Source organism: Kluyvera genomosp. 1 (genome assembly GCF_001266615.1).
In the GTDB taxonomy this organism is placed as follows: domain Bacteria; phylum Pseudomonadota; class Gammaproteobacteria; order Enterobacterales; family Enterobacteriaceae; genus Kluyvera; species Kluyvera cryocrescens_A.
In genome coordinates, this window is sequence record NZ_LGHZ01000004.1 from 322441 (window position 1) to 348872 (window position 26432).

Below are 26432 nucleotides of genomic sequence, written 5' to 3' on the forward strand. Positions count from 1 at the left end.
ATACTGCCTCCATTCATGATTTATCGAATCAGCGGTCAGTATAGTCATAGCCGTTACATTAGTGCATCTTTATCAATGCCCAGGCGCTTCATTCGTGACAGCAATGTTGTGCGCTTCAGCCCCAATCGTTGCGCTGCACCTTTGGCTCCGGCGACGACGCCATTGGTCTCTTTTAGCACGCGAACGATCAGCTGATATTCATCCTCACCATCCTTCGCCGCTTCGGCAACCGGTGTCGGTTCCGGCTCTTCGCTGGCAAACGCGAGTTCAGGCATCGACAGCTGTAAGACGCTGCCGCGGGTTAGCAGCACCGCCCGCTCAATGACGTTTTCCAGCTCACGCACGTTGCCCGGCCACTCCATCTGGCAGAGGGTGCGCAGGGTTTCGGCAGGAATACTGTCGATATTGCGCCCCAGACGACGGGCGATTTTAAAGGTGAACGCTTTCACCAGCAGCGGGATATCTTCTGGGCGTTCGCGCAGCGGCGGCAGGTGGATCGGGAAGACGTTGAGACGGTAGTAGAGATCGCTACGGAATTCGCGATCCAGCACCATCTGCTTGAGATCGCGGTTGGTAGCGGCGATCAAGCGCACGTCGGTTTGGATCAGCTTATTGCTGCCCAGCCGTTCAAATTCCTGCTCCTGCAACACGCGCAGCAGTTTCGGCTGCAGCTCGAGCGGCATATCGCCGACTTCATCGAGGAACATTGAGCTTTTATCCGCCAGCTCAAAGCGGCCAATGCGCTGGGTACTGGCACCGGTGAACGCGCCGCGTTCGTGGCCGAACAGGTCGCTTTCCAGCAGGCCCGCTGGCATGGCAGCGCAGTTCATTTTCACCATCCGGCGGCTGTTACGGCCGCTCAGGTTATGAATGGCGCGGGCAATCAGCTCTTTCCCTGTGCCGGTTTCACCGAGGATCAGCACCGTGCTGTCGCTGGGAGCCACCATCTCAACTTGTTTAAGTACGTTGAACATGGCTTCGCTGCGGCCGATGATTTCACCAAACTCGCCGTCCACGTTGTTCAGCTGTTCAGTCAGCGCCAGGTTTTCGTCCACCAGGCGCTCTTTTAAGCGGTGAATTTCCTGATAGGCGAGGGCGTTATCGACGGCAATCGATACGCGTTCAGCAATCTGTTTCAGCAGCTTGAGGTTAGCCGCGCAAAAGACTTTTTCGTCGCACTGGGCAAGCTTTAACACGCCGAGCATTTTGTCGCCTGACATCAGCGGCAGTAGGCAAAGCGTCTGGATTTTATCATCCCACATCTCAAACAAATGACGCTCGTACGGGGCGAGTTTATCTTGCTCATTCAGATTGAGCACCAGCATTTCCTGGCTCTTGAACACCCGTTCGGTCAAGGTACCGGACTCATTCACTTCGCTCTGATCGTGGACCGGATCGTTCACGTCGATATAGTGCGTCGAGTAGATATTCAGCTTGCCTTTACGGTTGCTGTGTAGCACCACGCTGATGGCGTCAATATTGAAGTAGTAGTGGATCTCTTTTGCCACCGCACTGACTAATTCGTCCATATCCAGACGCGACAGCACGGCGTTGGTGATTGCCACCAGAATGCGGAAGTTATCGCGTTCGTGGCACAGCAGATCGTAGTCGACGTTATTGGTCACCCGGCTTTGAATCTGCTCGGTGACGACGGCGATAATCTGCGTAAAGGTGTGCAGGCGCTGATACTCTTTTTCCGTCCACGGCTGGTCGTTATGACGGATAAACTCGCAGCCGCCAAAAATACGCCCTTCGGCGGCTAGCGGCAGCAGGCAGTAGTGACCAAACGGGGAGTAGAGCTCGCTTTTAGCCAGCTGCGGCCAGGCTTCGCTGAACTCGCTGTAGCTGCAGTGCAGCGCATCGGGACGCGACAGTAAGCGCCTGACGGGGCCGTTAGCCAGCAGGTTGTCGTCTTCGTAAGCCAGCGTGATGCCATCTTCACGCGTTGCGTAATAGCCCGCCCGCTGGTTACCCGGCTGAAGCAGAATGATGGCCGCGCTGTCCGCCAGCGCAGATTGTTTCGCCAACTGAGCTAGCGTTTCGCTGAGCGCGGCGAGATCGGGTTGTTGGAGAAGCGTCCGGGTGATATCAAACAGCCCCTGCTGCCCGAGATCGCCCATCGGTGTATACGACATGTCACGTGCCTATAAATGCGCCACGCTGGGCGCAATAAAGAATAAAACCCATCGGTTTTCACGCGGTAGGTATCGGCGGCTTTTGCTCACCCGAATCCCTGCTGCGCGAAATCCATAAGGTATAATAATAATAATAAAATTCAGACCTTGAGAGGTCTGTTAACAAATTCGGGGAAGCGGCTCCGCGTGTGGAAGGTCTAAAGTACGTTTCACACCGTACAACCCGGCAACGCGGACGCCACGGCGTTCGGTGACTTCGCCAATGATTGCCGCATCGCGGCCCAATGGGTGAGCGCGCATCGCCGCCAGCACTTCATCGGCTGCTTCCCGGCTGACGCCGACCAACAGTTTACCCTCATTAGCGAAGTTAAGCGCGTCCAGTCCCAATAATTCACACACGCCGCGCACGGAATCCTTAAGTGGAAGCGTCTGTTCTTGAATTTCGATGCCGTATCCGCTGGTGGCCGCGAACTCGTGGGCCACGGCGTTAACGCCGCCGCGGGTGGCATCGCGCAGCGCTTTAACCCCAGTAATTGGGCGCAGCGCCTGGATTAGAGGGGTGAGTACCGCGCAGTCGCTTTGCAGTTCGCCATCCAGACCCAGATGCTCGCGCAAATTAAGAATAGTGGCACCGTGATCGCCGAGCGTACCGCTGACGATCAGCACATCGCCGGGCGTTAAGGTCGCCGCGCCCCAATGAATATCTGACGGAATCGCGCCCATTCCGGCGGTATTGATAAACAGCTTGTCCGCCGCGCCGCGTCCGACGACTTTGGTGTCGCCGGTGACGATAGCGATATCGGCAGCTTTGGCGGTAACCGCCATGCTGTTGACCACCGCTTCCAGCGTCTCCATGTCCAGACCTTCCTCAATGATAAAACCGCAGGAGAGGTAGCGTGGAATCGCGCCGCTCACCGCCACATCGTTGGCGGTGCCGCACACGGCCAGTTTGCCGATGTTGCCGCCGGGAAAGAACAGTGGGTCAATCACGTAGCTGTCGGTGGAGAAGGCCAACCGGTCACCGTGGGCGGTGAGGGTGGCTAGCGAAATCCTCGCCTGATCTTCTTGCTCTGCCAGCCACGGGTTACTAAAGGCCTTCATAAACAGGCCATCGATTAACTGCTGCATGGCCAGGCCGCCGCTGCCGTGGGCTAACTGAATGCTTTTCATACTTCTGCTTCCTGACTGCGATATTGATACCAGGCGGCGCAGGCTCCTTCAGAGGAGACCATCAGCGCGCCAAATGCACTCTGCGGATTGCAGGTCGCGCCAAACAGCGGGCACTGATGTGGTTTACAGCGCCCGGTGAGCACATCGCCGCAGCGGGCGCGCGGATCATCGCAAACACGCTGTGGCTGCGGTTTAAAATGCGCTTCGGCATCAAAGGATTGATAGGCGGGCGTCAGCTGCACGCCGGAGTCGTTAATTAACCCCAGGCCGCGCCACTCGCTGTCGCCTTTGACCGCAAAGACGTCGGCAATCGCTCGTTGCGCCAGCAGGTTGCCATCGTCCGGCACCACGCGACGGTATTGGTTTTCAACACAGCTGTGCTCAGCAATTTTTTGCTCCACCAGCATGTTCACTCCTTGCAGCAGATCGACCGGCTCAAAGCCCGCGACCACCAGCGGACGATGATAGTCGCTGGCGATAAATCCGTAAGCGTGAGTGCCGATAACCATGCTGACGTGCCCCGGCGCAAGGAACGCGTCGATACCGTTATCCGGCTGGTCGAGCAGGCTGCGCAGCGTTGGGATAAGCGTAATGTGCTGACAGAAAAAGAAGAAGTTGCTGACGTTGTGCGCCTTCGCCTGTTGCAGCGTGATGGCGGTGGTCGGCATGGTGGTTTCAAAGCCTAGGCCGAAGAACACCACTTTGCGTTCTGGGTTTTGCTGCGCCAGCTTTAACGCGTCCATCGGCGAATAGACGATACGAATATCCGCGCCGCGCGCTTTCGCCTGCATCAGTGAACCGTTTTTTCCCGGCACGCGCATGGCATCGCCAAAGGTGCAGAAAATCACCTCGGGGTGGCTGGCGATTTCAATACAGGTGTCGATGCGGCCCATCGGCAGCACGCATACCGGGCAGCCAGGGCCGTGGATAAACTCGATATTTTCCGGCAGCAGTTGGTCGAGGCCGAATTTAAAAATCGCGTGGGTGTGGCCGCCGCACACTTCCATAATGCGCAGCGGGCGCTCGGCGGTATAGGCCAACTGCTGCGCACGCGTTTTCAGGTGAGCAATCAGCTGCATCACCTGCTCAGGAGCACGGTACTCATCAACAAAACGCATTACCGTTCCTCACCGAACAACAGCGCGCCGACGTCCGGCTCGACTTCAAACATATTTTCCAGCGCCGCGAGGGTGTCGCGCGCTTCTTCTTCGTTAATGATGCTCATGGCAAAACCCACGTGCACCAGCACCCACTGGCCGATGCGCGATTGGCCGTTTTCGTCCACCGCACCCACCAGCGTCAGGTCGACGTCACGTTTAATCCCGCAAACGTCGACTTTGGCCTGTACGCCGTCAATGGCGGAGATTTGTCCAGGAATGCCTATGCACATCGCTGCGCCTCCAGCCAGTTAAGCCACTCATCCATCCCTTCACCGCTGGTCGCGGAAATCAGGATGATTTCAATATTTGGGTTCACTTCCCGGGCGCAGGCCAGGCACTGCTCGACGTTGAAGTTCAGATACGGCAGCAGGTCGACCTTGTTCAGCAGCATCACCGACGCGGCGGCAAACATATGCGGATACTTCAGCGGCTTGTCTTCGCCTTCGGTGACCGATAGCACCGCCACTTTATGGCGTTCGCCGAGATCAAAGCTGGCCGGGCACACCAGGTTGCCGACGTTTTCGATAAACAGAATGCCGTGGCTTTCCATCGGCAGACGCGGTGCGGCATCGGCAATCATCTGCGCGTCAAGATGGCAGCCTTTACCGGTGTTGACTTGAATCGCCGGCGTGCCGGTGGCGCGAATGCGCGCGGCGTCGTTGACCGTCTGCTGGTCGCCTTCAATAACCGCGCAGGACACGCGATCCTTCAGACGCATCAGGGTTTCGGTGAGCAGGGTCGTTTTACCGGAGCCGGGGCTGGAAACCAGGTTTAGCACCAGCTGTTCGCGGGCGGCAAAACGCGCGCGGTTGCGGGCGGCAATCTGGTTGTTTTTATCCAGCACGTCGATTTCCACTTCCAGCATCCGCCGTTGGCTCATGCCTGGCGCATGGGTTCCTGCTTCGCCGTGGCCGTAGTGCAGGTCGCCGTTATCGGCCGCCTGCGGCTGGAATTCTTGGGTTCGGACGCCGGTAATCGACAGAGCTGGACGGCCTGCCGGTGCGAAGGGGGCGCTGCGGAACAGGGAATGCGGATTACGTTCATCGCCCTCTATATAGAGGTTGCCTTCGGCACAACCACAGGTGCTACACATACTTTACTCCTGATCAATTTCAATTCGCTGAATCTGTAACCCGTCGTCGGCGACGATACGCAGGTTATCGCTGTTGCACTGCGGGCAACGCCGCACGTGTACCGATACCAGCTGGACGTACTGCTGGCAGGATTCACACCAGCACTCCGCCTCTTGCTCTTCAACGTGGAGTTCACAGCCTTCAGCCAGCGTGCCGCGGCACACCAGGTCAAAACAAAAGGTCATTGCGCTGATCTCTACGCAAGAAAACGCGCCGACTTTAATCCAGACGCCGGTGACGCGTTTGGCGCCATTCTGCATGGCCTGCTGTTCGACAATCTCCAGCGCGCGCTGGCAGAGCGTAATTTCGTGCATAACGCCTCCTGTTTTCATTTCTCGCAGACGTAATGCAATAACGATGCCAGAGATAGTAAAGCCGCTTCAAAGACTGTCGATGACGATGTCACTTTGACGAAATGACATGTCACAACAGACATGTCATTTGAACAAAAATCATAAAAATCATTATGTTAAAAATGTGGCATGAAAAGTGCTTAGGAGGCTTGTTTCTATTAACCGGGTAACCGACATGACTATTTGGGAAATTAGCGAAAAGGCCGACTTTATCGCCGATCGTCACCGCCGCCATCAGGATCAATGGCGTGTGTACTGCAACTCTCTGGTTCAGGGGATCACGTTGTCAAAAGCGCGTCTGCATCACGCCATGAACTGCGCGCCGGAGAAAGAGCTGAGCTTCGTGCTGTTTGAGCACTTCGTGGTATCCGTAAGCCTGTCCGACGGCTTCAACAGCCACACCGTTGAGTACTACGTGGAAACGCGTGATGGCCTGAATAAAGAGTGCGTTGCGCGCGCTGAACTCAACGCCAGTGGTTTTATCGACGGGACCGTCAATATCCGCGACCGCGAGCAGGTGCTGGAACACTACCTGGATAAAATTTCTCCGGTATACAACATCTTGTATGCCGCGCTAGAGAGCGACAGCCCGGTCAATTTCGGCCAGTTGGCACGTGAGCCTCAACGGGCAAATCTTGCCTGAATTATCGGTGTGTCGACGGGTGTCGAAATGACACCTGCTCTGCATGATTTCGTCAAAAATGACTATCACCTGAGGAAGACCTGGTGAATCGTTTTGTAATTGCTGACTCTACCGTCTGTATCGGTTGCCGCACCTGTGAAGCGGCCTGCGCGGAAACGCATCGCCATCACGGCCTGCAATCGATGCCGCGGCTTAGAGTAATGCTCAATGAAAAAGAATCCGCGCCGCAGATGTGCCACCACTGCGAAGACGCGCCGTGCGCCGGGGTGTGCCCGGTGAATGCCATTACCCGCGTTGATGGTGCCGTACAGCTTAATGAAAGCCTGTGCGTCAGCTGCAAACTTTGCGGTATCGCTTGCCCGTTTGGCGCGATTGAATTTTCCGGCAGCCGCCCGCTGGATATCCCGGCGAATGCCAACTCACCGAAAGCGCTGCCGGCACCTCCGGCGCCTGCACGCGTCAGTACGCTGCTCGATTGGGTGCCGGGCGTACGCGCTATCGCGGTGAAATGTGACCTGTGCCATTTCGACGAACAAGGCCCGGCCTGCGTTCGCACCTGTCCGACGAAAGCACTGCATCTGGTTAATAACACCGATATCGCCCGCGCCAGCCGCCGTAAACGCGAACTGACTTTCCACACCGATTTAGGCGATCTGTCACTGTTCCAGGCGCAACAAGGAGAGGTGAAATGAGCGTGATGACCTTAATCAATAACGCAGTGGCGTGGTTTGCCTTTGCCGCCGTGATCTCCTTTTTGCTGTCATTCAAGAAATCCCTGAGTGGTTTTATCGCTGGGGTTGGCGGTGCGCTGGGTAGCCTGTGCGCCGCTCTTGCCGGGATTCAGGTACTGATTCACGCTGTTCCGGTGATTGGCCGATTGTCGCTGGTTCATTTCAGCGTGCTGGTCACGCCGCTGAATGCGGTTTGGCTGATTGCGCTGGGTCTGTGCGGCCTGTTTGTCAGCCTGTACAACATCGACTGGCATCGTCATCCCAACGTCAAGAATAACGGTCTGTTGGTGAACGTTCTGCTGGCGGCTGCCGTTTGCGCCATTGTTGCGAGCAACTTTGGCTCGCTGGTGGTGATGGCGGAAATCATGGCGCTGTGTGGCGCCTTCCTCACCGGCTGTGTCTCTTCCGGCAAACTGTGGTTTGCACTGGGTCGCCTGGGCACCATTTTGCTGGCGATTGCCTGCCTGCTGGTGTGGCAACGCTACGGCACGCTGGAACTGCCACTGCTGAACGAACGCGCGCAGATGCTGCCACTCGGCTCCGATATCTGGGTGCTGAGCGTACTGGGCTTTGGCCTGCTGGCCGGGATTATCCCACTGCACGGTTGGGTGCCACAGGCGCATGCTAATGCGAGCGCACCGGCGGCGGCGTTGTTCTCCGCTGTGGTCATGAAAGTGGGCTTACTTGGTATTTTGACCGTGTCGCTGCTGGGTAATACGCAGCCGCTGTGGTGGGGTATTGCGCTGCTGGTTCTTGGCATGATCACCGCTTTCGTTGGCGGCCTGTATGCGCTGATGGAGCACAACATCCAGCGTCTGCTGGCGTATCACACTCTGGAAAATATCGGCATCATCCTGCTCGGTTTAGGTGTGGGCATTACTGGTCTGGCATTACAACAGCCGGTGATGGTCGCGCTGGGATTAGTGGGGGGGCTGTATCATTTGCTCAACCACAGCCTGTTTAAAACCACGCTGTTCCTTGGCGCGGGTGCGGTCTGGTTCCGTACCGGTCACCGTGATATCGAGAAACTGGGTGGTATCGGTAAACGCATGCCGGTGATTTCGCTCGCTATGCTGGTTGGCCTGATGGCGATGGCCGCATTGCCGCCGCTGAACGGTTTTGCCGGTGAGTGGGTTATCTATCAATCTTTCTTCAAGCTGAGCAATAGCGGCGCGTTTGTCGGGCGCCTGCTGGGGCCGCTGCTGGCCGTTGGCTTAGCCATTACCGGCGCACTGGCGGTGATGTGTATGGCGAAAGTGTACGGCGTGACCTTCCTTGGCGCGCCGCGGACTAAAGAGGCGGAAAACGCCTGCTGCGCGCCGCTGCTGATGGCGGTGAGCACCGTGGTGATGGCGCTGCTGTGCATCGTCGGTGGTGTTGCTGCGCCGTGGCTGCTGCCGCTGTTGGGTTCAGCCGTACCGCTGCCAGTCGAAACCGCGCATACCGTGGTCTCTCAGCCAATGATTACGCTGCTGCTGATTGCCTGTCCTTTGCTGCCGTTCATCATTCTCGCCCTGCTCAAAGGCAACCGCCTGCCGAGCCGTTCTCGCGGTGCGGCCTGGGTTTGTGGTTACGACCACGAGCAGTCAATGGTCATTACCGCGCACGGCTTTGCTATGCCGGTGAAACAGGCCTTTGCCCCGGTTCTGAAAATGCGTCAGTGGCTTAACCCGGTCTCCCTGGTTCCGGGCTGGCAGAACGCGGCGGCAGCACCGCTGTTCGCTCGTCTGGCGCTGGTTGAACTGGCGGTTCTGGTCGTGATTGTCATCTCTCAAGGAGCCTGAACATGACGGTCTTATTTGCTTTATTGCAGGCGCTGGTGCTGTTTGCCGTCGCGCCGCTGCTTTCTGGCATTACCCGCGTGCTGCGCGCACGGTTACATAACCGTCGCGGGCCGGGCGTGATGCAGGAGTATCGCGACATCATCAAACTGCTGGGGCGCCAGAGCATTGGCCCGGACGCTTCCGGCTGGGTCTTCCGCCTGACGCCGTTTGTGATGGTGGGCGTGATGCTGACGATTGCCACCGCGCTGCCGGTGGTGACCGTCGCGTCGCCGCTGCCGGGCCTGGGCGATTTGATTACGCTTATCTACCTGTTCGCCGTGGCGCGTTTCTTCTTCGCCATTGCTGGGCTGGATACCGGTAGCCCGTTTACGGCGATCGGTGCGAGTCGCGAAGCGATGCTCGGTGTGCTGGTAGAGCCGATGCCGCTGCTCGGTCTGTGGGTTGCGGCGCTGGTGGCGGGGTCTACCCATATCAGCAATATCACTGATGCCATCTATCACTGGCCTGTCAGCCGCAGCATTCCACTGGTGCTGGCGTTTTGCGCCTGTGCTTTTGCCACCTTTATCGAAATGGGCAAGCTGCCGTTCGATTTGGCGGAAGCAGAGCAGGAACTGCAGGAAGGCCCGCTTTCCGAGTATAGCGGTAGCGGTTTCGGCGTGCTGAAGTGGGGCATCAGCCTGAAACAGCTAGTGGTGCTGCAGATGTTTGTCGGCGTCTTTATCCCGTGGGGCCAGATGACCAGCTTTAGCGTTGGCGGTCTGGTACTGGCGGTGATTGCCGCCATCGTCAAGCTGGTGGTGGGCGTACTGATTATCGCGCTGTTCGAAAACAGCATGGCGCGTCTGCGTCTGGATATTACCGGCCGTATCACCTGGACCGGATTCGGTTTGGCCTTTTTAGCATTCGTCTCCTTGCTGGTGGCGTGATAAGAGAGTTTTGAGCATGTCTGAAGAAAAAGTGGGTCAACACTACCTCGCAGCGCTGCACCAGGCCTTCCCGGGCGTAGTGCTTGACGAAGCCTGGCAGACCAAAGACCAGTTAACGATTACCGTGAAGGTCAACTACCTGCCGGAAGTCGTCGAGTTTCTTTACTACCAGCAGGGCGGCTGGCTGTCGGTGTTATTCGGCAACGATGAACGTAAGCTGAACGGTCACTATGCCGTCTACTACGTGCTGTCGATGGAAAGTGGCACCAAATGCTGGATTACCGTGCGCGTAGAAGTGGACGCTAACACCCTCGAATATCCGTCCGTCACGCCGCGCGTGCCGGCTGCGGTCTGGGGCGAGCGTGAAGTGCGCGATATGTACGGCCTGATCCCGGTCGGCCTGCCGGACGAGCGTCGCCTGGTGCTGCCGGACGATTGGCCGGACGAGCTGTATCCGCTGCGTAAAGACAGCATGGACTATCGTCAGCGCCCGGCGCCGACCACCGATGCCGAGACCTATGAGTTCATCAACGAACTGGGTACCAAGAAAAACAACGTAGTGCCAATTGGCCCGCTGCACGTGACCTCTGATGAACCGGGCCACTTCCGCCTGTTCGTCGATGGCGAAAACATTATCGACGCCGACTACCGTCTGTTCTACGTCCACCGCGGCATGGAGAAACTGGCGGAAACCCGGATGGGTTACAACGAAGTGACCTTCCTGTCAGACCGCGTGTGCGGCATCTGCGGCTTTGCCCACAGCACCGCTTACACCACTTCCGTCGAGAACGCGATGGGTATCGTGGTGCCGGAACGCGCGCAGATGATTCGCGCCATTCTGCTGGAAGTTGAACGTCTGCACTCGCACCTGCTGAACCTCGGCCTGGCCTGTCACTTCACCGGCTTCGACTCCGGCTTTATGCAGTTCTTCCGCGTCCGTGAAGCCTCCATGAAAATGGCAGAAATCCTCACCGGTGCGCGTAAAACCTACGGCCTGAATCTGATTGGCGGTATCCGTCGCGACTTCCTGAAAGACGACATGATTCAGACCCGTCAACTGGCACAGCAGATGCGTCGTGACGTCCAGGATCTGGTGGATATTCTGCTTAGCACGCCAAACATGGAACAGCGCACCGTCGGCATCGGCCGCCTGGATCCGCAAATCGCCCGCGACTTCAGTAACGTCGGCCCAATGGTTCGCGCCAGCGGTCACGCCCGTGACACCCGCGCCGATCACCCGTTTGTCGGCTACGGTCTGCTGCCAATGGAAGTGCATAGCGAGCAGGGTTGCGATGTTATCTCGCGCCTGAAAGTGCGTATCAACGAAGTGTTCACCGCGCTGAACATGATTGACTACGGTCTTGATAACCTGCCGGGCGGCCCGCTGGCGGTGGAAGGTTTCACCTATATTCCACACCGCTTTGCGCTTGGCTTCTCCGAAGCACCGCGCGGTGACGATATCCACTGGAGCATGACCGGTGACAACCAGAAGCTGTACCGCTGGCGCTGCCGCGCGGCGACCTACGCTAACTGGCCGACCCTGCGCTACATGCTGCGCGGCAACACCGTCTCCGATGCGCCGCTGATTATCGGTAGCCTCGACCCTTGTTACTCCTGTACCGACCGCATGACCGTGGTCGATGTACGTAAGAAAAAGAGCAAGGTCGTGCCGTACAAAGAGCTTGAGCGCTACAGCATCGAGCGTAAGAACTCGCCGCTGAAATAATTGGGCCTTTGTGTGAGGGGCCCCTCACACCGGCCCTCTCCCCATAGGGGCGAGGGGGAAGGGCAGGCAGCGTCCGGGTTAACCGACCACGCCGTTTTGTCCCCTCTCCCTTGTAGGGAGAGGGCTAGGGTGAGGGTAAAGCACCGCACACAAGCTGGGAGCAACTATGTTTACCTTTATTAAAAAAGCCATAAAAACCGGCGTGACGACATCGTCCTATCCGCTGGAGCCGATGCCGGTTGATAAAAACTTTCGCGGCAAGCCGGAACACAATCCGCAGCAGTGTATCGGCTGCGCGGCGTGCGTTAACGCCTGCCCGTCGAATGCGCTGACGGTGGAAACCGACCGCGTAACCAACCAGCTGGCGTGGCAGTTCAACCTCGGCCGCTGCATCTTCTGCGGCCGCTGTGAAGAAGTGTGCCCAACGGCAGCCATCAAGCTGTCGCAGGAATATGAGCTGGCGGTGTGGAAAAAAGAGGATTTCCTCCAGCAGTCGCGCTTTGATATCTGCAACTGTCGTGTCTGCCAGCGTCCGTTTGCCGTGCAAAAAGAGATTGATTACGCCATTGCGCTGTTAAAACACAATGGCGACAGCCGCGCGGAAAATCACCGCGAGAGCTTTGAGACCTGCCCGGAATGTAAGCGTCAGAAATGTTTGGTGCCTTCCGACCGTATTGACCTGACTCGCCACATGAAAGGGGCTATCTGATGAGCAACTTAATCGGGCCACGCGACGACAACGGCATGCCGGTGCCGATGACGGTAGATGAGTCTATCGCCAGCATGAAAGCGTCGCTGCTACAAAATATTAAGCGTTCCGCCTACGTTTACCGCGTCGACTGCGGGGGCTGTAACGGCTGTGAAATTGAAATTTTCGCCACCCTGTCACCGCTGTTCGATGCCGAACGTTTTGGCATCAAAGTGGTGCCATCGCCGCGTCACGCCGACATTCTGCTGTTCACCGGTGCGGTGACCCGCGCCATGCGTTCGCCGGCGCTTCGCGCCTGGCAGTCCGCGCCGGACCCAAAAATCTGCATCTCCTATGGGGCCTGCGGTAACAGCGGCGGTATCTTCCACGACCTGTATTGCGTCTGGGGCGGCACCGACAAAATAGTGCCGGTCGACGTGTATATTCCTGGTTGCCCACCAACGCCTGCTGCGACGCTGTACGGTTTCGCCATGGCGCTGGGCCTGCTGGAGCAGAAAATTCATGCCCGTGCGCCGGGAGAACTGGACGCACAGCCGGCAGAAATTCTGCATCCGGATATGGTCCAGCCGCTGCGCGTGCAGATTGACCGCGCCGCGCGTCGTCTGGCTGGTTACCGCTATGGTCGCCAAATTGCCGACGACTATATGCTGCGTCTGAACCAGGGGGAAACCCAGGTACAGCAATGGCTGGCCACGGAAAACGATCCGCGTCTGACGGAAATCGTCACGCAACTGAGTCACGTAGTAGAAGAGGCACGTATTCGATGAGCGAACAGGTGGTGTTCAGTCAACTGAGCCGTAAATTTATTGATGAGAACGATGCCACGCCTGATGAGGCGCAGCAGGTTGTCTATTACAGCCTGGCGATTGGCCACCACCTCGGGGTCATCGACTGCCTCGAAGCTGCGCTAACCTGCCCGTGGGATGAGTATCTGGCGTGGATTGGCACGCTCGAAGCGGACAGTACGGCGCGGCGTAAAATGGAAGGTGTGCCGAAATACGGTGAGATTGTTATCGACAGCAACCATGTGTCGATGCTGGCGAACGCGTTTGATAAAGCGCGTGCGTCCCAAACGCCAGCGCAGCAGGAGTGGAGCCAGTCGATGCTCAATATGCTGCACGCCATCCACCAGGAGAGCGCTATCTATCTGATGGTGCGTCGCCTGCGCGACTGAATTTTAACGATTGAGGAATCAACATGACTGACGTTTTACTCTGTGTCGGCAATAGCATGATGGGCGACGACGGCGCGGGCCCGCTGCTGGCAGAAATGTGCGCGGCCCAGCCGAAAGGGGCGTGGGTTGTGATCGACGGCGGCAGCGCGCCGGAGAATGATATCGTCGCTATCCGCGAACTGAACCCGTCGCGTCTGCTGCTGGTTGATGCGACCGATATGGGGCTCAATCCCGGCGAGATACGGATTATCGACCCGGACGACATCGCCGAGATGTTTATGATGACCACCCATAACATGCCGCTGAATTACCTTATCGACCAGCTTAAAGAGGATGTGGGCGAGGTGATTTTCCTCGGCATTCAGCCGGATATTGTTGGTTTTTATTACCCGATGACCCAAGCGATTAAAGATGCGGTGGACGTGGTTTACCAGCGTCTTGAAGGCTGGGAAGGGAATGGCGGTTTTGAACCGTTAGCGGTTGAAGAAGAAGAGTAGTTTTCCTTCGCGCTTCCTCTCAGGATAAATGGTCTCTTGAGCTGATTGTCGCCTCAAGAGACCGTGTGGGAAATGAGTTGTACACAAAACTCTTCAAGCAGCAGGGCAGCGAGTGAATACCCGGGTTGCCCGAAGGATTAAGCACAGACATCATCATTATAAATCAGCAATGGGAACTGGCCCATTGAGCCAGTTTATCTCACTATCTATAACAAACTTAGCGACCCAACCATGTTGATATTGCGGCCAGTCATGAAAGTTTTTGACTGATTGGTATAAATGACTCACATCGCTTTCGCTTTTTGTTATTAAGGCTGAGTTTATTATTTTAATGATATCTCTGGGTCTATCGGGAGCGGTTTCCAATACCTTCAAAAACCATTTGTGATAAGGGTAGAGTAATTCATTGTGCGCCAGTAATAGACGTCCGGAAAAAAGACAAAGATGAGTGACGGCATAATTAATGACGTAAAGATCGTTTGTTTTTAATCCTTCATGATACATCCAGTTCCAGCCGTCAAACTGGGCATGAAATTTCTCTAATTTATCGGCCTTATTGTGACGGGGATATGCCGATGCCGCAGAAATTAAACCATTAATATTATCCAAATAAGAATAGAGTAGGATGGCATCCTTAAAGGCAAAGCGGGCGGGTTCACTGCCTTTTTCCGCAACCGCTTTGATAAACGATTCGCTTATATATTTGCCTTCGACATACCCTCCTGGATAGTCGGCCGATTCCTTATCGACATAGTGCAGGTCTCCATGATGAATTGCCTGCTGGTAATCTTCCTCAGACAAAACAAGCATTAAGTCGATATCGGAAGATTCAGCAGCAAAGCCATGAGCAACAGACCCGCCAAGAATGGCAGCGAGAATCTTCTTATCCTTGCTGAGCTTCTTGATGGCTTTATCAATGGTATCTCTATGGTGCTGATACATTTAATTCGCCGTTTCGACTTTAAAGTCTTTATAGTAATACTCTTTATCCCGGTCGGTAATCTCTCTGATGACTTTACATGGAACACCTGCCGCCACGACATTTGCGGGGATATCTTTTGTAACTACGCTGCCCGCACCGATAACGGTATTCTCGCCAATCGTTACCCCAGGATTGATAACAACATTGCTACCGATCCACACGTTGTTTCCTATTGTCACCGGGAAAGAGAACATGTCGCCATTTTTTCTCAACTCATGATGGACTGGGTGTCCGGTGACGGAAATTGTGACGTTAGGAGCAATCAGGACGTTATCGCCAATCGTCACCGTATGATCATCAACAATGGTGAAATTGAAGTTGGCATAAAAGCAGTCACCAATAAAAATATTACTGCCGTAGGCAAAGTGTATTGGTGGTTCAATCCAGGGGTTTTTCCCCACTTTACCGAACATTTGGTAAATGAGTTCAATTCTTTTTTTATCTTCGGATGGCCGTGTATTATTAAAGTCATGCATTAACTCCTTTCCACGTAATCGTTCCTCTGGCAATCCTTCACACATATCCGTGTACAGCATGCCTGATTTTATTCTATCTCTCATGGAAATTGTCATTGGCGTTATTTCATCCTTAAATTCAAGTTTAAATTTCCTGGCTACTTTTCATGATGTAATGGGAAAAAGGTTTTGCGCCACTAAGGGTAAACACTGAAATGGCTGTGAAGGTCAGTGCAATCATTCCCAGAACCAGATAAGCGCCCTGGAAACCAATGCTTTCATACATGTTGCCAGCCAGTACCGACATAAAAATCATCGCTAACTGTTTGAAGAAACAGAAGCACACCAGATAAATCGTCGCGGAGAAACGCACCTCAAACTGGCTGGTGATGTATTTGAAGCAGCCGACGATGAGGAACGGTATCTCAAACATATGCAGCGTTTTCAGGATAACGACTTCTAGCGCAGAGGTCGCGAATGAGGAACCGATAATTCGCACCGACATAATCGTTCCTGCCAGCAGTAGTGCGTTCTTGCCCCCGATGCGATTCACAATCAATGGCGCAAAGAACATGATGGAGGCGTTGAGTAATTCTCCCATGGTCGTGACATAGCCAAACACGCGGGTGCCCTGTTCGCCGGTGGCAAAGAACGAGGTGAAGAAGTTGGCAAACTGTTGGTCAAACACGTCATATGTACAGGAGACGCCGACCACGTAGAGTGAAAGAAACCAAAGCTTTGGTTGCTTAAACAGTTCCAAAGCCAGCTTAAGGCTGAAGGCAGAATGGTTAGCGCCCACCGCGTCCGCGACCTGTGCAGAAGAAGGGGCTTCTGTTTTTGAAAAGAACAACAACAAGGCTAGAATGACCGCACAGCCAGAGCCCAGCCAGAAGACAAACTGGTTATTGATGTTAAACATAATTCCGGCAATCGAGGCGCATAGCGCCCAGCCTACGCAACCAAACATACGTGCGCGCCCAAATTCGAAGTGACTCCGGCGACTGGTTTTTTCAATATAGGCTTCAATCGCAGGGGCGCCGGCATTGTAAATAAAGCCGAGATAAATACCGCCGACAATCGATCCCAGTAAAATATTGGTTTGTAATAACGGACCAAAGACGTAAATAAAGAACGGAGCAAACATCACCAGCATTCCGGTAATCACCCACAGTAGATGTTTACGCAGGCCAAGCTTGTCAGAAAGCAAACCGAAAATAGGCTGGAACAGCAACGAAAACAGAGAAATACAAGCGAAGATAATACCAGTATCCCCTTTACTGATATGGTTTATATCGTGTAACCAGATAGGGAAGAAGGGGAAATAGGCACCCATAATGAAAAAGTAAAAGAAGAAGAAAAGGCCAAACATCCAGAAATTAGTATTTTTTAAATAATACATGATGAACTTCCTTTCGAAGGATGCTGGCAGGGGGCAACCTGCCAGCTTATTACTTTTAACCCCAGATAAGCTGGTAGTGGTAGCGTCCGGCGCTCAGTTGATATTCCGGTGATACAGAAGGGCTCCAGGAGTCGTCGCCACCTACACCCATATGGAAGCCATCAATATTGAGCCAGGTCCCCGCTTCCGGTTGCAGCAGATGGCGATGGCTGGTCTCCATCAGTTGCTTCTGACCATAACGGCTGATGTTGAATTGGAAATCACCGCGCCAGGAGTGCTCGCCATAGCTTAGCTCGCGGGTGTGACAACGTAGGCCGTTTTCACATGGGAAAACATAGGGGGTATACATTGCTTCCAGTGGCTGATCCCAACGATCAACGCAGGCGGAGGAAAGTCGGTCCGGATAGTTTTCATGTGGGCCTAATCCCAGCCAGTTGACCCGCTCCGCCACCAGCGCAAGCTGGCAGGTCAGACCGATACGCGCCGGGTGCGGTGTGCCGCTGGCAACCTCAACATTCACGCTGATTTGCATCTCGCCTTGGTCGTCAATGCGGTACGTTTTGCGGCTGACAAACAGCGTCTCTCCGCGGTACTGCCACGAATGCGTGGTGGTAATGAGCACTGCGCTTGCCAGCGCGTCCGCCTCGCATTGCTGTAAGGTCGCCTCAAGCTGATAGTGACCGGCGGCCTTCCAGCGCTCTACCCAGGCGTTAGGGTCAATGCGGGTTGATTCGCTTACGCCGATATCGTTGTCTAGCGGTGCGCGGGTAAACTGATCGACGAGCGGCGTCAACAGCTGTGCTTCTTCGCCAATCATGTACTGTGTGAGCAGGCCCAGTTGGCGGCTAAACTCCCAGCGTTTATTGCTGACGGTGATGCTATATCCGTCCTCACGAGTGGTGAGCTGGGGAGCGTGCCCGGCAGGTTTTGACCGCTGCGCGCAGAGTTTTTCGCCAACCTTCCATTGTTGCCAGGCGCAAGTATGTCCCGCCTCTGACCATGCGGTGGCCTGCGGTTGCTCGACGCGGACTGTCAGCCACAGCTCACCGGCATCCTCTTGTTTCGGGAGTTCTGGTAGGGTGATGACCTGGCGTCCTTGTGGCGAGATATCCAGCGTCGTCGTGCCTGAAGCCAGCGGTTTACCGTCCAGCGTCAGCGCCCAGTGCAGCACTTCGTTATCGCTATGGCGGAACAGGTATTCGCTGATGACTTCAATCTGGTATGTGGATCCCGGCAACAATACAAACTGGAAAAACTGCTGTTCATGCTTGGCTTCATACAATGCCGGGTGCGGCGTCCTGTCGGCGAAAACCAGCCCATTCATGCAGAACTGGCGGTCGTTTGGCGTATCACCAAAATCGCCGCCGTAGGCTGACCAAGGATTGCCGTTCTCATCATATTTAATTAACGACTGATCCACCCAGTCCCAGACAAAGCCGCCCTGCAGGCGTGGATATTGACGGAATGCCTGCCAGTATTTGGCGAAACCGCCGAAACTGTTTCCCATGGCGTGGGCATATTCGCACAGGATCAGCGGGCGCTGCTCGCCAGGTAATGACAACCATTTCTTGATTGACCATTTTGGTACAGCAGGGAAGGGCTGATCTTGATCGACACGCGCGTACATCGGACAGATGATGTCGGTGGCGGCAGTATTTGCTCCGCCGCCTTCGTATTGCACCGGCCGGGAGGGATCTTCTGACTTCAGCCAGCGATAGAGCGCATCGTGGTTGGCCCCATGGCCTGACTCGTTACCCAGTGACCAGATGATAATGCTTGGATGATTACGGTCACGTTGTACCATTCTGGTGACGCGCTGGCTCATGGCAGGCAGCCAGTCGGGATCGTCGGTCAGGCGATTCATGGGTACCATCCCGTGGGTCTCAATATTCGCTTCATCCACCACATACAGACCGTAACGATCGCACAGCGTGTACCACAGTGGGTGATTGGGATAATGAGAGCAGCGCACGGCGTTGAAGTTGTTCTGCTTCATCAGCACGATATCCTGCACCATCGTTGCCTCGTCCATCACCTGACCATTTACCGGGTGATGCTCATGACGGTTGGTGCCGCGTATCAGCAATGGTTTACCATTCAACAGCAGCAGACCGTTATCAATGCGGACCTGACGGAAGCCGACATCACAGGCTTCCGCTTCTATCAGCGCGCCGTCGGCGGTATGCAACTTCACCACGGCACGATAAAGATTTGGCGTCTCCGCACTCCACAGCGCGGGTTCTTTGACGTTCTGACGCAGGGTAATGCGGTCGTGATAGGCTCCGCGCTCATCAATAATTTCACTGCCCAACGGGCCAGTGCTTTCACCGATTAGCGTTTCGTTATCCCACAGTTGCACCGTCACGCGTAAATCATCGTGCAGCTCACCGGCGACCCGAACTTGCGTTTCCAGAACGGCACGGCTGAAGTCGTCATTAAAATGGGTGTTAATTCGCAGGTCGTTGATATGCGTGGCGGGTTTATGTTGCAAAGCAACATCGCGGAAAATCCCGCTCATCCGCCACATATCCTGATCTTCCAGATAGCTGCCATCGCTCCAGCGCAGCACCATGACCGCCAGGCGGTTTTCACCGCTAAGCAGATAATGGCTGAGATCGAATTCAGACGGCAGGCGACTATCCTGTCCGTAGCCCACCCAGCGTCCGTTACACCAAAGATGGAACGCTGAGTTCACGCCGTCAAAAATGATCCGCGTCTGGCCTTCTTGAAGCCAGGTCTCATCAATATTGAATGTGAGCGAGTAACATCCGGTGGGGTTGCTGGCCGGAACAAACGGCGGATTAACCGGAATGGGATAAGTCACGTTGGTGTAAATAGGGGCATCATAACCGTCCATCTGCCAGTTGGAGGGGACGTTGATGGTATCTGCCTGAGGCAAGTCGTGGGACAGCCAGCTTTCCGGAACGGCTTCAGGGGCGGCAAACCAGCTAAATTTCCATTGCCCGTTCAGGCTGCGCTTTTGTGGCGATTCTCGTCTGGAATGAGCATCATCGGCATTTCGCCAGCTATAAAAAGGAGGGTGTGCTTCCAGACGGTTGAGCTGTGTTACGCCAGGGTTTTCCCAGTCGCGACGTTTCAATACGGCGGCGAGTGAATCGGTGTTCAGGGACATATCTGTATCCTTATAGAAATTGTTATCCGCTCACAATTTTTGTTAAAATAGGGGCGGAGTGTTATTTCTGTAAAGGATGAGATGGGTAATAAGTGAACTCACTCACACAATTTTACGCGATCACTTTTTGGGTGAAAGCTGAGAGATCTGCCGGGCTAGCTGGATGAGTGAACTGGCTAATACCTCAGGGGAGGCCACGTGGGTATTGGGCGGACAAACTGTTTTACGTTGAATCAGTGAAACGGGCAGTAACTGGTTGTTAGTGGCGGGTTCAGTGCCAGAGAGTTGTAGCAGTTTGTCTACACTCGTTTTACCGAGCAGCGAAAAATCCTGTCTGATGGTAGTCAGCGGCGGGATATAGCAGGCGCTGTCCTCAGTATCATCATAGCCAATTACTGAGATGTCGTTCGCTACGCGCAGACCGAACTCGCTGATTGCCCGCATCGCGCCAAGGGCCATCTGATCGTTCGCGACCAGCATCGCGGTTGGTAGGGTGCCGCTATTCAGTATCTGTAAAGTTTGCTGAAAACCGGACATTGCGCTCCAGTCTCCTTCTGTTTCTGCAACTGGCTGTAGTTGGTAATGCGCCAGGTATTTATGCCATCCTGCGAGCCTCAGTCGCGCCGAAACCGATGAGTGCGGCCCGGCCAGCAGCGCAATGCGCTGATGCCCATGTTCGACCAGATGCTCAACTCCCAAACGCGCCCCCTCATCGTGGGAAAAAATCACGCTGTTAATCGGGAATTCGTCAGAAACGTCAAGAAACAGTACCGGCACGTTGCCACAACTTGCCGCAACGTCAAGAGCATCATTTTCATCAAGCGGGTAGTTAACGATCAAACCGGTTACCCGTTGCGTCAGCAGGTTATGCACTGCGGCTTTACAGGCTTCCAGGCCGTTACGTTCCACCATCGCGATGACTACGCTTGCACCTGAACTGTCGGCACGGGATTTAATCGCCGCGACAATCTGTGACGGCGCATGTAGCGCAAGATTGCTGGTGGCAACGCCGATAAGCGGCGTCTGTTTGCCAGCCAGCTGTTGGGCAACACGGTTGGGAATGTAATTTAGCTCAGCCATGGCAGCTTCGACTTTTTCACGGGTTTTGGCGGAAACATGGCGAGCCTGATTCACTACGCGAGAGACGGTCTGATAAGAGACCCCCGCATGGTCTGCAACATCGTATAGCGTTACCGGTTTCACACTCATTACCCCTGAATTCAACATGTTCTACGCGTTATGATGCCATATTCAGACGGATTTTTACCCTGTGTCACACCCAATATCGTCCACTTAAGCGAATGAATGAGGGGAAATACCGGGATGGGGTTCCCGGAGGGACGCCAAACCCGGTGGTCGCCCCGAGTATCTCAATCTTAAATGCACAACATCGGGCGTTACGTTGATGGGGATTTAAGCCAAATCCTCGCCGTTGCTGGCAATCACCTTCTTATACCACCCGAACGATTTCTTGCGCGTACGCGCCAGCGTGCCGTTGCCCGCGTCGTCACGGTCGACGTAGACAAACCCGTAGCGTTTACTCATTTCGCCGGTCGAGGCGGCCACCAGGTCAATACAGCCCCAGGTGGTGTAGCCGATCACCGGAATCCCATCTTCAATGGCATCACCCATGGCGCGGATGTGCTCACGCAGATAGCTGATGCGGTAGTCGTCGTTGATCTCGCCGTTGGCTTCCACCACGTCTTTCGCCCCGAGCCCGTTTTCCACCAGAAACAGCGGCTTCTGGTAGCGGTCATACATCATGTTCATGGTGATACGCAGGCCAAGCGGGTCGATGCCCCAGCCCCATTCGCTGGCCTCAATGTACGGGTTTTTCAGTGATTTAACGATATTTGCTGCGTTGGTATTGTTAGCGTTCATCTCCGCCGACGCGCAGCGCGAGGCGTAGTAGCTAAACGACACGAAATCGACGGTGTGCTTCAGTGCCTCGTCATCTCCAGGCTCTTTGGCGATGGTTACGCCTTTTTCGCGGAACACGCGTGCCGAGTACGATGGATAAGCACCGCGTGCCTGTACGTCGATAAAGAACAGGTTTTCACGGTCTTTTTCCAGCGCGGCCCATACGTCTTCCGGTTTGCAGGAATAAGGATAGAAATTCCCGCCGGCCAGCATACAGCCTACCTGATTTTGCGGGTTCACCTCATGGGCGATTTGGGTCGCCAGCGCGCTCGCCACCAGTTCGTGGTGTGCTGCCTGATACTTCACCTGATCCTGATTCTCGCCCGCTTCAAACACCAGCCCGGCCCCGGAGAACGGGCTGTGCAACATGATGTTGATTTCGTTAAAGGTCAACCAGTATTTCACCAGCCCGTCAAAGGCTTCAAAACAGGTGCGCGCATAGCGGGTGAAAAACTCCACCATTTTGCGGTTACGCCATGAACCATATTCGGTGACCAGATGCATCGGTACGTCGAAGTGGCACAGAGTGACCAGCGGTTCGATACCGTACTTTTTGCATTCGCGGAACAGGTCACGATAGAAGGCAATACCCTCTTCGTTTGGCGTCAGCTCATCGCCATTTGGATACAGACGGCTCCAGGCGATGGAGGTGCGAAATACGCTAAACCCCATCTCAGCCATCAGGGCAATATCCTCTTTGTAGCGATGATAGAAATCGATCGCCTGATGGCTCGGGTAGAACTCATCGTCACGCAGCGCAAAGCGCTTTTCCTGGCCGAGTTTGACCGGCAGGCGGTTGCTTCCGTGGGGGATCATATCCACGGTGGTCAGCCCTTTGCCGCCCTCAAGATAGCCCCCTTCGGCCTGGTTGGCGGCTAGTGCGCCGCCCCAGAGAAAGCCTTGCGGAAATGTCGACATGCGTTACCTCGCTTAAACAATCAGGAAATTTGTGGTGCTGTGACGCCAGTAGGTTGAGTGGCCTGACGCTTGCGTGCCTCGGCGGCAGCGTCTTCAACCGGAATATCTTCAAAGCCCAGAATCAGCGTCAGCACGAAGGACAGTACAACCGCCAGCGCCATCACGCCGAAGACCCAGACGATGGTCATTGGGTTTGATGGGTCGAAGAACTGCACGCTGGTGAAGAGACCCGGTGCGGCCATTGAATGGCTGGCAAGGCCAACGGCTCCTGCGATACCGCCGCAGATAAAGCCGCTAATCAGACTGGCAATCAGCGGGCGCTTCAGACGAATGGCGACGCCGTAAAGCGCAGGTTCCGAAATACCGGCCAGAATGGCGGATGCGGCGGCCGCCAGCGCGGTTTGGCGCAGTTCCGGGTTTTTGGTTTTCCAGGCAACCGCCAGCGATGAACCGCCGAGCGACAGGTTGGCGCCAATTTCAGATGGCATCACCATCCCTTCTTTGCCGGTTTCGGCAATGGTTTGAATGATGGTTGGCGTAAAGACGCGGTGCATCCCGGTCATCACCAGCAGCGGCCACAGCGCGCCCATAATAGCGACGGACAGCCAGCCGAGATAGCCGTGAATGGTGTATACCAGCGCGGAGATAGCGCTACCGATCCAGATGCCGATAGGGCCGATCAGCAGGATCGCCAGCGGCGCGGCAATCAGCACAATCAGCATCGGTTTGAGGAAGTTTTTGGTCACCGCCGGGGTAATTTTATCAACCCAGCGCTCGATGTAAGACAGACACCAGGTCATCACCAGCGCCGGGATTACCGTGTAGGTATATTTCACCGCGGTCACCGGGATATAGGCGAATTCAACGTGTTCGCCCTGCGCGGCTTTCGCCATCAATTCGATAAAGCTCGGGTGCACCAGTACCCCGGCGATCGCGATGGCCAGCGACATGTTGGTTTTGAATTTAACGGCCGCAGAGGCGGCAACCATCAGCGGCAGGAAGAAGAACGCGCCGTCGCCGATTACCGTCAGAATGGTTAATGTCGGGGCGCCTTTTGGCAGCACGCCGGTCATCTCAAGGATCATCGCCAATAGTTTCACCATTGATCCACCGATAATGGCGGGGATCAGCGGTGACATGGTGCCGATCAGCGCGTCGAGGATCCCCGCGCCGATGCGTTTTAACGTGAGTTTCGGTTTCCCAACCGGCGCGGCAGGCTGCATATCACCCGGCAGCAGGCTCACGACTTCGCGGAACGCCTGTGACACGGTGTTGCCGATAATCACCTGGCACTGATTTTCGTTACGTACCACGCCCATCACGCCGCTGATGCCTTTGAGGCTCGCGCTATCCACCCGCGTATCGTCTTTCAGCACGAAACGCAGACGCGTCATACAGTGGGTGACGGCGGTGATGTTATCCACGCCGCCAAGCGCGCCGACGACGGACTGCGCCAGGGCCGCATAATTTTTAGACATCGGATTTTATCCTGTTTTATCAGTAGGGTACTTTTCGTCCATCACCGGAAGCTGCGCGGGAAGGAAACGTTGTATAGGAAACCGGTTCCACATAATCATCTTGTGTTTATTTTGTGATCTCAAGATCTAAAATTTGTTTTTAATTTATTCGTGAAACCGATCACATAAAACAGGCGTGATTAAAAACTAACCGCTTTCGCTGTTGCTGAAAATCGCTAAACGGTGAAGTACACTGCTGCCAAATGATTTTTCAAGGATATCGATCATGACGACGATGCTGGAGGTGGCGCGACGGGCGGGCGTCTCGAAAGCCACCGTCTCCCGGGTGCTATCGGGTAACGGCTACGTAAGCCAGGAAACCAAAGACCGGGTGTTTTTGGCGATAGAAGAGAGCGGCTATCGGCCGAATCTGCTGGCGCGTAATCTGGCGACCAAAAAGACCCAAACGCTGGGGCTGGTGGTGACTAACACGCTGTATCACGGCGTCTACTTTAGTGAGCTCTTGTTTCATGCCGCGAGCATGACCGAAGCGCAGGGGCGGCGGCTGATTCTGGCCGATGGTAAACACAGCGCACAAGAAGAGCGTGAGGCGATTCAGTATCTGCTCGATCTACGCTGCGATGGCATCATTATTTATCCGCGCTTTTTAAGCGTCGACGAGATTGACGATATTATTCAACAGCAGCAACAGCCGGTGCTGGTAATTAACCGCCGGTTACGACGCAACAGCAGCCACTGCGTCTATTGCGATCAGAAATCGGCTAGCCAACAGGCGGTGGAAAAACTCATTGCCCGCGGCCATCGCGATATTGCGTTTATCACCGGTTCACTGGATTCGCCTACTGGTATTGAGCGCCTTTCCGGCTATAAAGATGCCCTGACGAAGCACGGTATTGCGGTTCGTGATGAGCTGATTGTTGAAGGGAAATGGACTCCGGCGACCGGTGCGGCGGGCGTAGATACGCTGCGCGAACGTCGGGTCAGCTTTAGCGCGTTGGTCGCCAGCAATGACGATATGGCAGTAGGCGCTATCAAACAGCTTCACGCCCATGGCGTCAGCGTTCCCCAGCAGGTGTCGGTGATTGGTTTTGATGACATCACCCTGGCACCGTATATGATCCCGGCGCTATCGAGCGTACGCATACCGGTGACGGAGATGATTAAAGAGACCATCAACCGGCTTATCTTCATGCTTGACGGCGGTGACTTTAAGTATCAACAAACCTTTCCCGGCGAACTCATTGAGCGCGATTCAATCGTTTCTGGCCCTCACGCCTAATCTCGTCAGCTGTCATCGTCATTAATGACGATGACAGCCATTCCAGCAGCCGCTTCTAAAAAATATCCTTAATAATCAGCTTAATAAAAGTTGGCTCGATTAATGCATTCTCCCGCACAATTCATTGTCATTGCTGGAGAAGTTGATGAACCGTTTCATCATTGCTGATGCGAGTAAATGTATTGGCTGCCGGACATGCGAAGTCGCATGTGTGGTTTCCCACCAGGAAGATCAGGACTGCGCAGCCCTGACGCCACAATCTTTCCTGCCGCGTATCCACGTTATTAAAGGGATGGATGTGTCCACCGCCACCGCCTGTCGTCAGTGCGAAGACGCCCCGTGCGCCAACGTCTGCCCGAACGGTGCGATCATCCGCGACAAAGGTTTTATTCACGTCATGCAGGAACGCTGCATCGGCTGTAAAACCTGCGTGGTGGCGTGCCCGTACGGCGCGATGGAAGTGGTGGTGCGCCCTGTCGTGCGTAACAGCGGTTCCGGACTGAAAATTCGTGCGGAAAAAGCCGAGGCCAACAAGTGTGACCTGTGCTTCCACCGTGAAGCCGGCCCGGCCTGTATGGAAGCCTGCCCGACCCACGCGCTGTTCTGCGTTGACCGCGACAAGCTCGAGCAGTTGAGCGCGGAGAAACGCCGCCGTACTGCGCTGGATGTCGCGACGTCTATCTCTTTTTAAAATCCCTTAATTTCTCTTTTAACAGGTCTGTTACTG

24 protein-coding genes are annotated in these 26432 nt (G+C 55.1%); 11 read left to right on the forward strand and 13 right to left on the reverse strand.

Annotated elements, in window-relative coordinates; translation table 11 throughout:
* Window positions 1-53 precede the first annotated feature (53 nt).
* The 6 genes from flhA to hypA all read right to left on the reverse strand — a co-directional run bounded on the left by flhA (window position 54) and on the right by hypA (window position 5912).
* Window positions 54-2135, reverse strand: a complete 2082-nt coding sequence (gene flhA / locus KP80_RS03415; RefSeq protein ID WP_052282179.1) for a formate hydrogenlyase transcriptional activator FlhA — start codon at window positions 2133-2135, stop codon at window positions 54-56.
* A 159-nt stretch (window positions 2136-2294) separates the two neighbouring features.
* Complete coding sequence (gene hypE / locus KP80_RS03420; protein ID WP_052282180.1) at window positions 2295-3305, reverse strand: hydrogenase expression/formation protein HypE; 1011 nt, start codon at window positions 3303-3305, stop codon at window positions 2295-2297.
* Window positions 3302-4423 carry a hydrogenase formation protein HypD gene (hypD, locus tag KP80_RS03425; RefSeq protein ID WP_052282181.1) on the reverse strand — a complete coding sequence of 374 codons (1122 nt, stop codon included), beginning with the start codon at window positions 4421-4423 and terminating at the stop codon, window positions 3302-3304. The genes hypE and hypD overlap by 4 nt, the downstream gene beginning before the upstream one ends.
* Window positions 4423-4695, reverse strand: coding sequence for a HypC/HybG/HupF family hydrogenase formation chaperone (locus KP80_RS03430; RefSeq protein ID WP_035892574.1), 273 nt, complete (start codon window positions 4693-4695; stop codon window positions 4423-4425). Before KP80_RS03430 ends, hypD begins: the two co-directional genes overlap by 1 nt.
* Window positions 4686-5558: a hydrogenase nickel incorporation protein HypB gene (gene hypB / locus KP80_RS03435; protein ID WP_052282182.1), complete on the reverse strand. Its 873-nt coding sequence runs from the start codon at window positions 5556-5558 to the stop codon at window positions 4686-4688. Before hypB ends, KP80_RS03430 begins: the two co-directional genes overlap by 10 nt.
* 3 nt (window positions 5559-5561) lie before the next feature.
* Window positions 5562-5912 carry a hydrogenase maturation nickel metallochaperone HypA gene (gene hypA / locus KP80_RS03440; protein WP_052282183.1) on the reverse strand — a complete coding sequence of 117 codons (351 nt, stop codon included), beginning with the start codon at window positions 5910-5912 and terminating at the stop codon, window positions 5562-5564.
* 214 nt (window positions 5913-6126) lie between these two features.
* On the opposite strand from hypA, the gene hycA reads away from it, so the two are divergent.
* The 9 genes from hycA (at window position 6127) to hycI (ending at window position 14141) form a co-directional block, all read left to right on the forward strand.
* Window positions 6127-6594 carry a formate hydrogenlyase regulator HycA gene (hycA, locus tag KP80_RS03445; RefSeq protein ID WP_052282184.1) on the forward strand — a complete coding sequence of 156 codons (468 nt, stop codon included), beginning with the start codon at window positions 6127-6129 and terminating at the stop codon, window positions 6592-6594.
* A gap of 83 nt (window positions 6595-6677) precedes the next feature.
* Window positions 6678-7286: a 4Fe-4S dicluster domain-containing protein gene (locus KP80_RS03450; protein ID WP_052282185.1), complete on the forward strand. Its 609-nt coding sequence runs from the start codon at window positions 6678-6680 to the stop codon at window positions 7284-7286.
* Window positions 7283-9109, forward strand: a complete 1827-nt coding sequence (hycC, locus tag KP80_RS03455) for a formate hydrogenlyase subunit 3 (RefSeq protein ID WP_052282186.1) — start codon at window positions 7283-7285, stop codon at window positions 9107-9109. Before KP80_RS03450 ends, hycC begins: the two co-directional genes overlap by 4 nt.
* A gap of 2 nt (window positions 9110-9111) precedes the next feature.
* Window positions 9112-10035, forward strand: a complete 924-nt coding sequence (locus tag KP80_RS03460; protein ID WP_052282187.1) for a respiratory chain complex I subunit 1 family protein — start codon at window positions 9112-9114, stop codon at window positions 10033-10035.
* A 16-nt stretch (window positions 10036-10051) separates the two neighbouring features.
* Entirely contained in the window at window positions 10052-11761 is a 1710-nt protein-coding gene (hycE, locus tag KP80_RS03465; RefSeq protein WP_052282188.1) for a formate hydrogenlyase subunit HycE, read from the forward strand.
* 166 nt (window positions 11762-11927) lie between these two features.
* Window positions 11928-12470, forward strand: coding sequence for a formate hydrogenlyase complex iron-sulfur subunit (locus KP80_RS03470; protein WP_052282189.1), 543 nt, complete (start codon window positions 11928-11930; stop codon window positions 12468-12470).
* The gene (locus tag KP80_RS03475; protein ID WP_052282190.1) at window positions 12470-13237 is read left to right on the forward strand and encodes an NADH-quinone oxidoreductase subunit B family protein; all 768 of its coding nucleotides are present in this window, start codon (window positions 12470-12472) and stop codon (window positions 13235-13237) included. Before KP80_RS03470 ends, KP80_RS03475 begins: the two co-directional genes overlap by 1 nt.
* Complete coding sequence (locus tag KP80_RS03480; RefSeq protein ID WP_052282191.1) at window positions 13234-13644, forward strand: formate hydrogenlyase maturation HycH family protein; 411 nt, start codon at window positions 13234-13236, stop codon at window positions 13642-13644. Before KP80_RS03475 ends, KP80_RS03480 begins: the two co-directional genes overlap by 4 nt.
* Window positions 13645-13667: 23 nt before the next feature.
* Window positions 13668-14141, forward strand: a complete 474-nt coding sequence (gene hycI, locus KP80_RS03485; protein WP_052282192.1) for a hydrogenase maturation peptidase HycI — start codon at window positions 13668-13670, stop codon at window positions 14139-14141.
* 156 nt (window positions 14142-14297) lie between these two features.
* Here hycI and KP80_RS03490 read toward each other — a convergent pair whose 3' ends face one another.
* From KP80_RS03490 to ascF, 7 genes are all read right to left on the reverse strand, one after another.
* A complete protein-coding gene (locus KP80_RS03490) occupies window positions 14298-15083 on the reverse strand; it encodes a nucleotidyltransferase domain-containing protein (protein WP_052282193.1) in 786 nt (261 codons plus the stop codon).
* Window positions 15084-15695 carry a galactoside O-acetyltransferase gene (gene lacA, locus KP80_RS03495; protein ID WP_052282194.1) on the reverse strand — a complete coding sequence of 204 codons (612 nt, stop codon included), beginning with the start codon at window positions 15693-15695 and terminating at the stop codon, window positions 15084-15086.
* Between the two features lie 28 nt (window positions 15696-15723).
* Entirely contained in the window at window positions 15724-16977 is a 1254-nt protein-coding gene (locus KP80_RS03500; protein ID WP_052282195.1) for an MFS transporter, read from the reverse strand.
* Between the two features lie 55 nt (window positions 16978-17032).
* Window positions 17033-20110, reverse strand: coding sequence for a beta-galactosidase (locus KP80_RS03505; protein ID WP_052282196.1), 3078 nt, complete (start codon window positions 20108-20110; stop codon window positions 17033-17035).
* A 120-nt stretch (window positions 20111-20230) separates the two neighbouring features.
* Entirely contained in the window at window positions 20231-21313 is a 1083-nt protein-coding gene (locus KP80_RS03510) for a LacI family DNA-binding transcriptional regulator (RefSeq protein WP_052282223.1), read from the reverse strand.
* A gap of 210 nt (window positions 21314-21523) precedes the next feature.
* On the reverse strand, window positions 21524-22948 hold the full coding sequence (locus tag KP80_RS03515; RefSeq protein ID WP_052282197.1) for a 6-phospho-beta-glucosidase: 1425 nt from the start codon (window positions 22946-22948) through the stop codon (window positions 21524-21526).
* A 20-nt stretch (window positions 22949-22968) separates the two neighbouring features.
* Window positions 22969-24426 carry a PTS cellobiose/arbutin/salicin transporter subunit IIBC gene (gene ascF, locus KP80_RS03520; RefSeq protein WP_052282198.1) on the reverse strand — a complete coding sequence of 486 codons (1458 nt, stop codon included), beginning with the start codon at window positions 24424-24426 and terminating at the stop codon, window positions 22969-22971.
* 265 nt (window positions 24427-24691) lie between these two features.
* Between ascF and KP80_RS03525 the strand changes: the two genes are divergently transcribed.
* Together KP80_RS03525 and hydN are read left to right on the forward strand one after the other, a co-directional pair.
* Complete coding sequence (locus tag KP80_RS03525) at window positions 24692-25705, forward strand: LacI family DNA-binding transcriptional regulator (RefSeq protein WP_052282199.1); 1014 nt, start codon at window positions 24692-24694, stop codon at window positions 25703-25705.
* Window positions 25706-25850: 145 nt separating this feature from the next.
* Window positions 25851-26396, forward strand: coding sequence for an electron transport protein HydN (gene hydN, locus KP80_RS03530; protein ID WP_052282200.1), 546 nt, complete (start codon window positions 25851-25853; stop codon window positions 26394-26396).
* Window positions 26397-26432 lie beyond the last annotated feature (36 nt).